Below are 12,720 nucleotides of genomic sequence, written 5' to 3'. Positions count from 1 at the left end.
GTTTACAACATCTATGTTGCATGCGCATAATTCAAGGCAAAGCTTTTGTTTGGGTCTGTATGAATTGTCCCTCCGTTAAAGAGCGTTTTGATCATAACTCACAGCAGTTTTTTATTTGACCAGAGTTCCGATCATTTTTTCTCATGTGCATAGTTCACCGCAAAAGTTTTATTGCGCATAACTCACAGCAAAACATTTTTTGATCGGAATTCACCGCAAGTAAAGCTTTGTCGTGAATTCCGATCAACTTATTTTGCAGCAAACCTCACTTCGCCGGGCATGCCAATCTTCAGACCGCCGTCATTTTTTACAAGGATTTTCATCGCATAGACCAGGTTTACCCGTTCTTCTTTTGTCTGGATAACTTTGGGAGTAAACTCCGCTTTACTGGATATCCAGGAAACTGTACCTGCATACTCTTTATAGGTATCATCAGGAGCATCAACCAACACCTTTACCTGCTGCCCTACTTTGACATTGACCAGCTGATCACCGCTTACATAGGCTCTGAGGATAATGGTATTCAGGTCTGCAATCTTGTATAAAGGTTTTCCATAACTAACGATTTCATGTGGTTCTGCCAGTTTTACGGTAACTGTTCCGGCTGAGGGATTCAGAATAGTCGACTTTCGAATCTGATCTTCGGTTTGCTCTATCTGCTTTTGCATGGGTAGTGCTTCGGATGTGATACCACTCTTCTGAGTAGAAAGGGCTGAAAATTGTGCCTCCCGTTGTTGACGAATCAATGCGATCTGCTTCTGAGCAGCTTCGATCTGATTGTTAATATCATCCAGTTGTTTGGTAGGTGCTGCATTGCTGGCAATCAGATTTTGTGTTCGAGCTTTTTCTTTTTGCAGATAATCCAGTTGTTGCTGAGATACACTGATCTGTTTTTCAAAATACGATAACTGAGAAGCAATGTTTGGCGTTTTACTGGCAATAGCATTCAGACTTGCTTCCAGTTGCGCTTTTCGCAAAGAAAGTTGTACAGTGTCAATCTGACCCACCTGCTTGCCCGCTTCAAGCGACTGACCTTCCTCTACAGCGAAAGAAGTAAGTTCTCCGGTAGCTTCTGCTGAGACAATAGTTTCAACAGCTTCAAAATTGCCATATGCATCCGATATATCCGCACTCTTATTGCAGGAATTAATTGCAACCATTAGAAATATGAGAAGAATCCGTTTCATAGAAAGATGAGTATGTTTTGTATTCCGATAGATAGCTTAATTTCCAGTGACAGTTCGATAGGTAATCTGAGCCATCAGCAATTGAAATTCATGTATTTTCTGATTTAGTTTCGCCTGATTTTCAGCATTTAGATCATTAACATAATCACTGGCAGTAGCCACACCATTTTCAAGCTGAGCAGCAGAAGTTGTTTTGATGCGGATTCGTAAAGCAACCAGTTCATTATCTTTGGTAATCAGGCCTCGTAGCTTGTCAATCTCAGTCTGCTGCTGACGAAGCTGTATAGTCAGGTTTTTATCAAAAACACCTTTCTGGCTATCGATCAGCTGCTGGTTCAGTCTCAGCACAGACTTTTCATTTTTCATTGTATACAAACTGGATAGATTCCAGTTGAGCCGGATACCTCCTATAAATAAGCCTTTGAACTCATTGCTGAGAAAGTTAAGTGCAGGACGGCCATAACCTGTTTGAATGAAAGCACTGATACGTGGGGTACTCTTACTGTTGATTAGGCGAGTCTGAGACTCAAATATGGTCTTCTGATAGTTAAACAATTGGCTTTCGGGACGTTTGATTTCTTGCGAAACTATAGCTGTCTGCGGCATCTGTAATGTGGTATTCTGATCTATAGAAAGTCCTGTGAGCAATGCCAGCATATCCCGGAATCCCTTTCGTGAAGCCTCCATTTCAATGAGTCGCTGGTCTGCTTTCAGGTATTCTGCCTGCAACACATCTACATTACTTTGGATACTGGTACCATACTTTACACCTGCGGAAAGTTTATCCATACGAGCCTTTAGATCTTCCTGAAGAACTTTTGTCAAGGCAATATTCTCATCAAGCAACAATGCATTGAGATAGTAGACATTTACCTGATCTTTTAGTTTGTTTAGCTCTACCTCTATTTTCTGCTGCTCTACCACTACACTTGCCCGTTGAAGTTGGGTCTGGGCAGAAGCGGTACTCCCATCAAATAATATATAGTTCGCATCAAGTGTCAGTTTATATTGATCTTTGCTGAGAGGGGTGATTTCAATATTAGGTATATGAATGGGCAGTTGTGTCACTTCATTCTGCCAGCTAGCCTGTCCATTGATAGCTAGTTGAGGTAGATAGCGATTAGTTTGAATGTTCTTCACATTCAGGTGGCCTATCTGTTCCTGCAAAGTTTTCTGACTGACTAATGGATACGTTTCACGAGCAGAGGTGTAACATTGTTCCAACGTGATTGTTTGCTGAGCCTGGCCAGCCAAACAGACAAAGCTGCTTACTAACAAAAACCAGAGTCTTACCATAAAAACATGAGATTAAAATATTATTTTAAAAATTTGTTTAACTTAAGAATAAAAAATTTTACTTAGTACGTAGATAGGTCATAATCATGACAGGAATAATCTTTTTGCGTTCCATAACAAATGCCTGGAACCCTTTCTCATCCAGATCACCAATATATCGAACTACAGGTTTAGCAATAAAAGGAAACACCATGCTGCCCAGTATTGTCATAATAAGTTGTAATGGCTCAATATCCCGGTAATTTCCCTTCTCTATTTCATCTTTAAGCTGTTTAGTAAAATAGGCATTTTGGATCACTCCACTTACATTAAATTTCTTAAATATCTGTCCATCATTTCTGGTAAGTTCCGATAGTACAAAGGAAGGTACCATAGCGTTTTCCAATAAGAAGTCTATGTATTTATCAACTAATTGCCATATTTTCACTTCAAACGGAGTTTCTTCATTGAGTATAGATAAAATACGATTAAAGAACCCTGTGAATACTTCGGTATATATCTGTTCAAACAACTGCTCTTTACTACGAAAATAATAATTCATCAACGCAATATTTACTCCAGCCTCTTCTGCGATATCCCGTACTCTTGCTCCATCAAATCCTTTTTGAACAAAAATCCGCTTTGCTGCTTCTTTTATTTTGGCTTCTGTATCTTTATTTATTTCAGGCATTCAGTAGACTCCTTCTGAGTTCTCATTTTAGTATCTGGAATCAAATATAAGAGAAGGTTAACGAAAGAAACAAATATTAAGTAAACTATTTTAAACACATGTTTAAAATAGTTATTTCACAAGGCATCTTTTGATACATCAACCTTTTAGAAGTTAGAAGTTCTCCGGTAAAAAGAAAGACTGGTATAGCTTATATAAAGAGCATGATTCCAAAACACTTTCAGACAAAATTTCTATGAATCATACATACTTAAAATAATTTAAAAACCTCATAACTCCTCTTGAAACACACTAAAAATCAACACATTATGACAAACTGCTATAATACACCTGCAATACTGTTCTGCTTTGTATCAATACAGAGTCATACATCACCTCAAGCTTTGCCTTCTGTCACTGGCATTAATATCTACCTTTGCCTTTTAATCGTTATATAGGGAAAAATAAAGGACTAGTATGAAAACACCATTGCTTTTTCTTCCCATATCACTAGTGGTTCTCCTAATAGCAGTTAGTCCAGTGATGAATACCTATTCAACTACAACTACAGTTAACAATCGGCTGTTGTCAGGAATCTGGAAAAGTACTATAATCACGAATAATACCTTTACCAATAATACACTAATAGACAAAGAAAACTCTACCAATACAGAAGTTTATACCTTTCAGGGAGACAATACGTTTAGCCTGACTCAAGGGGCTTTTTCTATTAAGGGAAAATGGGATATCAATAAAGAAGGCAATCTGGTTACTGTGACTACCGAATCAGGTGAAGCTATTCAGTGGCAGATTCAGTACTTGTCTGGTGCACAACTAAAATTATTTCGTTCAGAAACGAGACAGATGGGTTCTAAAAGACATCGACTTGAGACATTGGTGAGTTGTTCACGGATAGTCCAATAAGGTTCTAAAAACTATATATACAAACTCCCCTGTTTCGAGAATTAGAAACAGGGGAGTTTACTTTTCTCAGGATAACTCTTCTTTATTTAGGAATGGCAATGGGCTTTTTGTCTTCTCCTACTGCCACAAATGTAAAGGTACCACTTACAGCCTTCTCCCTATCTTCCGAATACATTTGTTCCACAAAGATTTCTACTTCTACTTTCAAACTGGAATTACCTACTTCTTTTACCCTGGCCACCAGCTCTATAATGGTTCCGGCAGGAATAGGATGCTTGAAGTCTATTTTATCAGAAGATACAGTTACACAACGTAATCGGGTAAAGCGGGTAGCTGCGATAAATGCCGTCTCATCCATCATCGATAACGCAGTTCCCCCAAATAAAGTGTCATAGTGATTGGTGTTGTTAGGAAATACCGTTTTAAATACACGCGTTTCCGCATGTTTGATCCGTTCTTCTAAAGTCATAATCAGTGTATGGTTTATCTAAAATTTGGGTAAAGATACAGGTCGACTACAGAATACCTATGTTTTACACAAACAATAGAAGAATTGTTATAAGTACTATTTGCAAGCAAATCATTAGGAAGGCAAGTATGAGAACAAGTTTATTTATCCCTTACATCGGCAGTTTTAATCAGGTAAGTCCCATTTTCAGAGTGAACAAACACAAACTCTTCCCAAGCAATTTCCTCATCGGGAGTCTTACCCATTGCACCTTCTTTTGATTTCAGGCTAAACCTAAATACAATTCCAGTACGGCTTTTGTACTCCTTTAAATCAAAAGGAAGTACTACTAATTGTTCTTTATGAGGAAGAATATCCAATGAATCTATCGTCCCTTCTGAAATCAATTTTCCGTTTTCATTAATAGACCATTGCAAATACACATTGTCCAATCGGGTAAAATCGTATATGTTTTTAATAATGATTCGATTGTCTGTATGTTGCTTTATGGTAAAATCAGCATATTGATACTCTTTCTTGAGCTGTTCTTTACGGGCTTGAGATAAATTATTCCATACAGGAGACAATTCCCAATCTGCTGCCAGACTTTTTGCCCAGGTAGCATACCGGGAATAGGTTTTATTGGTAAATACCACAGGTCTTCCTCCATCTTCTTTGTTGATCAGGTCAATCAGAAATTTATCTTCTGTCAGTGAAATAAACTTCTGATTTAGTTGCCATATAATGACTGAGGGATGCTTTCTAAGTTGACGAATGGATAATGCCAAATTAGCATAAAACAGGTCTTTTTTCTTCTGCTTTTCTTCAACGGAAAGTCCAGTAAGCGACTTTTGGTCCAGGCTATCCATTTTCTGAATAATGTATAGTCCTATTTCATCACATAATTCATATAAGGGGGTACTAGTCTGTGAAGGAGGTAGAATAACGGCATTGACATGCTTGTCTTTAATAGATTGCAGAATAGTACGCATACTCTCTTTAGACCATACCGAATCATAGGAAACAGGAGGAGTATACTGAACAGCCTGTATCGTAATAGGGGAACTTACCGGAATATTACCCAGATAGAGTTTGTTATTACGTACATCAACTACTCTAAACCCTGTACTACCACCAATAACTTCGGCAATCTGGCAAGAAGAATCTATTGCTTGTAAAGTAAAATGATACAGATAGTGGCTTTCACTATTCCATCGTTTAAAATTATGAAGACCATAATGGTAAACACCAAATGGATAAGAGTCTCCTTTATCTAATGCCCTCCCAATTTCTTCATGATTGAATGAGTCTATCTCAACCGCTCTATTATCCTGATCAAAGAGAGCAAACAAATAATGATATTTATACAAATAACTCACTTCTGAATAGTTTCGTGTAGTAAACTTTACATTCCAGTCAGTCATTCGATTGGGAAGCTTGCAGTACTCCTCAAATAGATAATAATCATCAATATGTACTTGAGGGGTAGCAAGCAGAGAAATGCGGTTGAATGTAGTTCCTTTTTTTATTGCAGAACCTTCAACGCGTATGTCTATGTAGTTGTCTTGCTTATCTATGTATGGAGTAATATTTATTTTAACAGGTATTGCTTTTTCAATGACAGTGATCTTTTTAGTATCAATGAAAAGTGTAAACGAAATAGGCTGAGGCTCAAAAAGAACAAATACCATTTTACCTTTCCAGTTGTCTGGCACCTGAAAAGATGTATAGCTCGTATAGGATGATACAGTCTGATTACTGCTTTTTTTTGAAGAAGAGATAGCTTTTTGAGTTACTACTTTTGGAATCAATGCCTGAGTTATGTCTTTAAAAAAAGGAGAATGGCTCTCCCCATTCGGAAGTATCTGTTTGATACTTTCATATGGTATAGGTGTAGGTCCCGGCTGTACCACATCTTTCCATACCTCATCAGCAGATTGAGCAGATAAATTTATACAAATGAAAAAAGTCAAAAAATAAACTACAGATTTAAACATATACCAAATACCCTCTAACTTCATAATAACCTGATCAATAAGCGAATACCTTTTATTTCACCAATATAGAGATTGCTTATGACTATTCATAAATCAGCATAAAAGCAGGCTTATACTTGGAGATTTTATCTGTTTTCTCTATCCTTGATGTTGAAAAATCCTTAGTTGATCACCATCCTGCGTGTCTAAACATTGGAGCAAGCTCTCTAAACAGACACTTTTTTTATTTTGAGATTACATATTTTTCAAACTATACAAATATGATTCAAGCAATTATTTTTGATATGGACGGTCTGCTTATCGACTCGGAGCCACAATGGAGAATAGCAGAAATAGAGGTATTTGCCAAAGTAGGCGTACTACTAACAGAATCTATGACCTATCAAACTACTGGACTACGCACTGATGAAGTGATTAACTACTGGTACCAACGTCAACCCTGGAAAAACAGAACACCCGCTGAAGTAACAGCAGACTTAAATGCAACGGCCCTCTATCATATCTCACGGCATGCAGAAGTTCTACCAGGTGTATATGAGATATTAGATTTTGTAGCTAAGAAGTCTATTCCAATGGCTGTAGCGTCTTCGTCTAGCATGGCATTGATTGAAGCAGTACTGGAAAAATTAAAGATCCGTCATTTATTCTCAGTAATACACTCAGGCACGTTGGAGGCAAAAGGCAAACCAGATCCAGCTGTCTATATCACCACAGCTAAGAAACTTGGGATACCTGCTCCCCATTGTCTGGCACTGGAAGACTCTGTAAATGGTATGCGGGCAGGACTTAAAGCTGGGATGAAAGTTGTAGCTGTACCAGCTCCGGAAAGTTTTACAAGACCAGAATATGGGGAAGCTAGTCTGAAAATTGCGTCTTTACTAGACTTCACAGAATCTGTATGGGAACAGTTAAACAAGTTACCCTAATCTATACTTTCTGCTGCGTGATGAAGATCAAGCAGTCTCTTAGTGAATTTAACACCCTCAATATGAGCAAGTTTATCTATACATAAAAATTATTCCCTTTAAATTAATCCTGCTAACCTCCACATTTTAAAAGGCATGCTTTTTTTGGTTTTAGTCATGTTTTTAAAATGTTATATAAAAAGGAGGTTAGCAATGAAACTTAAAATTCTTATTATAGGCTTACTTGTATCCATTCAGGTAATGGCCCAGAAACAGCAGAAGCAGAATGTTCAGGTCAATAGTGATAAACAACTTAACATTGACTGGTCAAAATACAAAACCTATGCATGGGCATCTCAGGTAGATAGCAAACTTGATCCAGGTATCTATTTTCTCAATGACCTGGTTTTAAAAGAACGTATTCGAAGTGCAGTAGGGTATGAAATGGATGGAAGAGGATATGAGAAAGTATCTCAATCACCGGATATAATTGTTAACTTCCGTGTTTTTGATCAACCAACTACACTCAAAGGATATACCGGTTATGGTACGTCATATTGGGGTTCACAGGAAGTTCGCCAACCAGAAGACACTACTTCTTACAATGTTGAACGTGGTACATTAATTGTTAATGTCATAGACACTAAATCAGGAGAAACCATCTGGCGTGGATTTGCTTCTGGCTTAATGAATGGTACTACATTTAATAAAGAAGAGGAAAAGATTAAAGAAGCTGTGAACTTAATTTATCAGGATTATCCCGCCAGAGCAGATAATCTGGGGAATAAAAAATAGATTCTCTTATAGAAGAGAACAAAGTAAACCCTCAAACTTCTAGTCTGAGGGTTTACTTTTCGATATCTGAACTATGCAGTGATCGGGTAGGATCTATCTTCAGCCAGAGCAATGCACCAACAGCCAGACACCCAGCAATCAAAAATAAGGGATAATTAAAATTACCAGTCTTCTGAACAATAGTCCCGAACAATATAGTTACAAAAAAGCCACCGAGTTGTCCGGCAAAGTTCATAGCACCCGCAACTGTACCGGAATGCTGCTTACCAATATCCACACAGACTGCAAAAGCAACAGGTAAAGTTAAGTCTTTCAGAAATACACAAATGGCTAACAGATAACCAGCTAACTCGTTATCTGTTGTTAGTCCTGATAACAAAAAGAAAATGCTGGATAGCCCTAACCCTATCATTCCGACAGCTCTTCGCCCAACTTTAAGACCATATTTTTTGGTTAACACATCACTCACATATCCACCCACAATACAGCCAACTGCTCCCAGAAAATATGATAATGAGATGAAGTTTTTGGTTTGCTCTTCAGATAACCCTCTCCCCTCCTGAAAATAGGTTGCAGACCAGTTAGTAAAGAAATAAGCTGCATAAAAAAATAGATGACACATCAGCATCAGAATCCAGATGTTAGGATTACGCAGAATAAGTTGCCAGGAAACATGATGTGTAGCAGCAGTTTGCTTCCGACCTGATTCTATTTCCTGTACCTCTTCGGCTGTTATCCCCTCCTTCTCGGCAGGTATATCTCTAAACCAGAAATACCATCCTGCAGCCCATATAACACCCGCTATACCCAATACCAGAAATGCCCAGCGCCACCCCAATGCATGCACCAGAGGAATTACCAACAACGGAGTTAAAGCCCCACCAATGCGTCCGGCAGCCCATATTACAGATTGTGCCCGCCCTACTTCTACCGCCGGAAACCAACGGGATATGACAATAGACGCATTGGGATAAGCACCTGCTTCGCCTGCCCCAAATAAAAAACGAATCACAATGAGATAAATAAAATGGAAAGCCGTTCCGGTTAACGCTGTAAAAGCAGACCACCATAATACAACCCGAGTCAACACCCTTCTGGGGCCAATTCTATCACCCAGCACACCTGTAGGGATCTCAAACAAGGCATAGGCTAATGAGAATGCTCCCAATACATACCCAAACTGCTCATTGTTCAATCCAAGGTCGGATTTTACATATTTGCTCACCACATTCATACAAACCCGATCCAGAAAAGTGATAATAGAAAGAAGAAATAGCGCAGCTAGTACCTTGTATCGGGTTTTCATTATAGAAGCAGAAAAACGGATATGAAATTTTAAGCTTACTTATAACTAAACATACTAAAAAGTACAATACTGACTACTCTTTCTGCATAAAAACATGAAAAAAGAGTTTTTTCTGCCTTATTGGTACTAAAACTTAGCATATGCTTTCTGCTAAACAGTAGTCCTAATCCAGTTACACAGGATACACATGGTTACACATATAGCCACACTGTAACACATTAATAATGAGACAGATAACACTGGCTACATATTTTTGCCATTTTTCGCAAAAGCTCCCAGAAACAATAGAACAGCAACTATACCTCTTTATATAGTATTATATTATACTATATACACATATATGAGAAACAAGTGTAACTAACCTCATCTACAACTACTTAAATGTGTAACTAAGCGTAACTAACTTGTTATCAACTTACTTAGTATATTGTATAAGAACTGAATCTGTGTGTATGATGCAGCTTGTATTACGAGCTGGATTTTATTTTCAATTTAAACTCCAATTCACCATCTATCAATAACTCAATTGCAAAATCATTTTCTATCTTCATGTAAGCAAAGCTTGTTCGTCCATATTCACAAATTTGCTTTATAATCTTGCCAATCACCAACATCAAAGCACATTGAATTACTTTTTCATATTTGAAGAAGTTAGGAAAAATCCATAAGACATTCCAGGTTGTACTATCTATCTTTCCAGCATTGGGTTTATATTTGGTATTCTCTTTTCTTCTATTATCTGATTCAAAAATAACAGACACTTCAAAATCGCAAGAATTACTATTTGAGCCAATCCTGATTTTTTCTATTCGTTCTGGCACTTTAAGAAATAGAAGGTTACCTCCCAAACTATTGTGAACAATAAATCTTCCTTTTCCAAGAAAAATATCAAAATCATATTTCAAACATTCCCGATCTCGCAAATTCAAATACATTGAGATTAGGTCAAATTCTTTATCCAAATCAAAACTATAATTTGGTTCAATTGTGAATTCAATCTTATCAATCTCTTCAAGTAGTTTTTTCATTTTGACAGACCATTAGAGTAGTTTCTCGTTTAGCATCATTTCAATACCTATATAAAATTCAGAAATCCTCAAATAACAAACTCTTCTGCATACAACTATTCAGAAGAGTTTGTTTATCTAAACTATATGTATGAAAATTTTTGCTATGAATTCTGTTCACACATCCATTCTGCGGTAAATTCTATGCGAAAACTTTTTGCGGTTTATTCAACGCATCACCAATTTTGCAGTGAACTCTAGGCAAAAGTTATGTTCTTCCAAACATCATAAACTAACTCTTCCTTTTGCTCTTTGCATAGAACTATGCACTAACAGGCACACTGAGCATAACTCTATACAGACTCAAGCCTCTTTTCATGAGGATCTAATGATTTCATTAATATCTTACTGGATTACCAGATATTCCATTGACTTCTTTCCCAATTGAAATCTTTATCAGCATATTTAATTACAAATGGATCCATTTGAGGTTTTAATTGATTATACAAATGTTGATATATAGGACAGAGATGTTTATGTAATGCCTGAAAGACATGTTTCTTCCCATTACCTGAATAGTTTTTTTGTAGTATAGTCTCCAGCAATTGTAACACTTCTGCATTCTGATAAGCTGCAACTGCTCTGCAATATATCTCTATATCATCTGAAATGAATGGCGCATTTTTAGATACTACTTGCTCCAGGTGAGTTTGTAAAACAGGGAAGAAAGCCGGTTCCGGAAATTGTTCAATACTACGAAATATCCCAAACCAGCAATGCTGGTCTTCTTTTCCGTATATAGAAGAGAGCAACTCTATGTCTTGTATTTTTTTATAACGTGCTAATGCGATGAGTACTCGTTCCTGATTGCATCCATCAAAAGGTATTTGTGCCAATTGTCGAATAGCACGATAATGTTGTTCTTGTGGTGGCAAGAATTCCAACATATAAAAAGTATTTTGTAATCTACTATACTGATAAAGTAGCAGATTAGCCAAACTATCTTTCTGAATTTGAGTAAGTTTATGTAAAGATTTGTCAATAACATAATCTGCTACGTTATACATATATGCTACATCATCAGACCATATCTCAACGGTGGCAGTATCAGATAAATGAGTAAGAACTTGTGAAAAAAGAGAACTATCTTTTCGAGCAACCAATATATCAAAACCTATAGCTCGCAATACAGAGTTTTTGCTTTGTATTATTTGTAACAACTCTTCTTGTGTTGCATGCTCTCGAATGTAGGCCTCTGATCTGGATTCATTAAGATAGTCTGTAGTATTCCGGGAAGCTATTTTTTGTAATGGCTCCTGCAATTCAGGTCGAAAGTCTTCAGGAGTATAGGGATATTTTTCCTTTGACTTACATGATTGCGCTAAAAATAAAAAGACAATACACAAAAAAAGCATGAGCAAAACCTCAGATCTCATAGTAACTGATAAAGAAAGTTCTTAGAGTAGATGCACACCCAAGGTATATTCCATAAACAGTATAAAGTTCTTTAGCCTCCCCTTGTACTACATACTTTTCAATTAAGAATGGATTTCTCTACTCAACTTTTATGGTTTTCCTCCTATTCTATCCTCTATGCAATATGATCTGCTGCACACAGATGGCTACCGTTAACAGAAGAACACTCACTACCATGTATACAATAAGGTATAATTCACTTTTCGCCTGTGTTTCTTCTGGTTCTTCCTTATAGCTTTCGTGTATTTCTTCCAATTTATCTTCCAACGAAAAGAAATTAAACATACACAAAATAACCCCAACAGCAACAGGTACCAGCTTCGAAGAGAGATATAGCGGAACACCCAGACCGTATTTAATGACAGCTATCAAAGCCACCAGATTAAACCCATTGCATATGATCAACAACATGGTAGCACTCGTTGCAGGTACACTGTTTACATATTGCAACCAGATCACTAACCGATAGTACATGTACTGATAGTGCTTCATCATAGGTTATTAGTTCTTTTGTTTCCAGGCTAATTACTCCTTAAAACGATTTTCATAGCTAAACCAGCCTTTTGATACCTCTGCTGAATGCACAGATAAATAAGCAAAAAGGCAAAAAATGAAACCTGATGAGAATTCTATAAAAGTGTATTTCAATTTACATAGTTTATGGCAAATCTTGCATAAGTGATAGAAAAAAATTTGTTTACTACTTTTTAAAACCTATTTTTCTTTTGTC

The 12,720-nt window shown here is 37.0% G+C and carries 12 protein-coding genes; 3 read left to right on the top strand and 9 right to left on the bottom strand.

Annotation, left to right across the window (positions count from 1 at the left end; all coding sequences use genetic code 11):
* Nucleotides 1-248 precede the first annotated feature (248 nt).
* The 3 genes from QNI22_RS01065 to QNI22_RS01055 are packed head-to-tail and all read right to left on the bottom strand — an operon-like array spanning nt 249 to nt 3,153.
* Nucleotides 249-1,187 carry an HlyD family secretion protein gene (locus QNI22_RS01065; protein ID WP_314508748.1) on the bottom strand — a complete coding sequence of 313 codons (939 nt, stop codon included), beginning with the start codon at nt 1,185-1,187 and terminating at the stop codon, nt 249-251.
* A 36-nt stretch (nt 1,188-1,223) separates the two neighbouring features.
* Nucleotides 1,224-2,483 carry a TolC family protein gene (locus tag QNI22_RS01060; RefSeq protein WP_314508747.1) on the bottom strand — a complete coding sequence of 420 codons (1,260 nt, stop codon included), beginning with the start codon at nt 2,481-2,483 and terminating at the stop codon, nt 1,224-1,226.
* A 58-nt stretch (nt 2,484-2,541) separates the two neighbouring features.
* Nucleotides 2,542-3,153 (bottom strand): TetR/AcrR family transcriptional regulator, encoded by a 612-nt coding sequence (locus QNI22_RS01055; RefSeq protein WP_314508746.1) that lies wholly within the window; start codon nt 3,151-3,153, stop codon nt 2,542-2,544.
* Between the two features lie 456 nt (nt 3,154-3,609).
* Between QNI22_RS01055 and QNI22_RS01050 the strand changes: the two genes are divergently transcribed.
* On the top strand, nt 3,610-4,056 hold the full coding sequence (locus QNI22_RS01050; RefSeq protein ID WP_314508745.1) for a hypothetical protein: 447 nt from the start codon (nt 3,610-3,612) through the stop codon (nt 4,054-4,056).
* A gap of 82 nt (nt 4,057-4,138) precedes the next feature.
* On the opposite strand, the gene QNI22_RS01045 is transcribed toward QNI22_RS01050, so the two are convergent.
* Nucleotides 4,139-4,525: an acyl-CoA thioesterase gene (locus QNI22_RS01045; protein WP_313984254.1), complete on the bottom strand. Its 387-nt coding sequence runs from the start codon at nt 4,523-4,525 to the stop codon at nt 4,139-4,141.
* Between the two features lie 140 nt (nt 4,526-4,665).
* Complete coding sequence (locus QNI22_RS01040) at nt 4,666-6,477, bottom strand: beta-galactosidase domain 4-containing protein (RefSeq protein ID WP_314508744.1); 1,812 nt, start codon at nt 6,475-6,477, stop codon at nt 4,666-4,668.
* A 284-nt stretch (nt 6,478-6,761) separates the two neighbouring features.
* On the opposite strand from QNI22_RS01040, the gene hxpB reads away from it, so the two are divergent.
* The gene (gene hxpB / locus QNI22_RS01035; RefSeq protein WP_314508743.1) at nt 6,762-7,427 is read left to right on the top strand and encodes a hexitol phosphatase HxpB; all 666 of its coding nucleotides are present in this window, start codon (nt 6,762-6,764) and stop codon (nt 7,425-7,427) included.
* Between the two features lie 192 nt (nt 7,428-7,619).
* Nucleotides 7,620-8,201, top strand: a complete 582-nt coding sequence (locus QNI22_RS01030) for a DUF4136 domain-containing protein (RefSeq protein WP_314508742.1) — start codon at nt 7,620-7,622, stop codon at nt 8,199-8,201.
* Between the two features lie 52 nt (nt 8,202-8,253).
* On the opposite strand, the gene QNI22_RS01025 is transcribed toward QNI22_RS01030, so the two are convergent.
* From QNI22_RS01025 to QNI22_RS01010, 4 genes are all read right to left on the bottom strand, one after another.
* Nucleotides 8,254-9,507 carry an MFS transporter gene (locus QNI22_RS01025; protein WP_314508741.1) on the bottom strand — a complete coding sequence of 418 codons (1,254 nt, stop codon included), beginning with the start codon at nt 9,505-9,507 and terminating at the stop codon, nt 8,254-8,256.
* A gap of 467 nt (nt 9,508-9,974) precedes the next feature.
* Complete coding sequence (locus QNI22_RS01020; RefSeq protein WP_314508740.1) at nt 9,975-10,535, bottom strand: hypothetical protein; 561 nt, start codon at nt 10,533-10,535, stop codon at nt 9,975-9,977.
* A 392-nt stretch (nt 10,536-10,927) separates the two neighbouring features.
* Nucleotides 10,928-11,950: a hypothetical protein gene (locus tag QNI22_RS01015; RefSeq protein ID WP_314508739.1), complete on the bottom strand. Its 1,023-nt coding sequence runs from the start codon at nt 11,948-11,950 to the stop codon at nt 10,928-10,930.
* Nucleotides 11,951-12,098: 148 nt separating this feature from the next.
* Nucleotides 12,099-12,485 (bottom strand): hypothetical protein, encoded by a 387-nt coding sequence (locus QNI22_RS01010; RefSeq protein ID WP_314508738.1) that lies wholly within the window; start codon nt 12,483-12,485, stop codon nt 12,099-12,101.
* Between the last annotated feature and the right edge of the window lie 235 nt (nt 12,486-12,720).

Origin of the sequence: Xanthocytophaga agilis (assembly GCF_030068605.1) — a bacterium.
Taxonomy (GTDB): domain Bacteria; phylum Bacteroidota; class Bacteroidia; order Cytophagales; family 172606-1; genus Xanthocytophaga; species Xanthocytophaga agilis.
Note: the sequence above shows the minus strand (reverse complement) of the source record. Positions and strands in the feature narration are given on the sequence as shown.

Excerpts from the sequence above, each read along its gene's own strand:
- QNI22_RS01065 (WP_314508748.1), bottom strand. The coding sequence starts at position 1,187 with ATGAAACGGATTCTTCTCATATTTCTAATGGTTGCAATTAATTCCTGC.
- QNI22_RS01060 (WP_314508747.1), bottom strand. The coding sequence starts at position 2,483 with ATGGTAAGACTCTGGTTTTTGTTAGTAAGCAGCTTTGTCTGTTTGGCT.
- QNI22_RS01055 (WP_314508746.1), bottom strand. The coding sequence starts at position 3,153 with ATGCCTGAAATAAATAAAGATACAGAAGCCAAAATAAAAGAAGCAGCA.
- QNI22_RS01050 (WP_314508745.1), top strand. The coding sequence starts at position 3,610 with ATGAAAACACCATTGCTTTTTCTTCCCATATCACTAGTGGTTCTCCTA.
- QNI22_RS01045 (WP_313984254.1), bottom strand. The coding sequence starts at position 4,525 with ATGACTTTAGAAGAACGGATCAAACATGCGGAAACGCGTGTATTTAAA.
- hxpB (WP_314508743.1), top strand. The coding sequence starts at position 6,762 with ATGATTCAAGCAATTATTTTTGATATGGACGGTCTGCTTATCGACTCG.
- QNI22_RS01030 (WP_314508742.1), top strand. The coding sequence starts at position 7,620 with ATGAAACTTAAAATTCTTATTATAGGCTTACTTGTATCCATTCAGGTA.
- QNI22_RS01025 (WP_314508741.1), bottom strand. The coding sequence starts at position 9,507 with ATGAAAACCCGATACAAGGTACTAGCTGCGCTATTTCTTCTTTCTATT.
- QNI22_RS01020 (WP_314508740.1), bottom strand. The coding sequence starts at position 10,535 with ATGAAAAAACTACTTGAAGAGATTGATAAGATTGAATTCACAATTGAA.
- QNI22_RS01015 (WP_314508739.1), bottom strand. The coding sequence starts at position 11,950 with ATGAGATCTGAGGTTTTGCTCATGCTTTTTTTGTGTATTGTCTTTTTA.
- QNI22_RS01010 (WP_314508738.1), bottom strand. The coding sequence starts at position 12,485 with ATGATGAAGCACTATCAGTACATGTACTATCGGTTAGTGATCTGGTTG.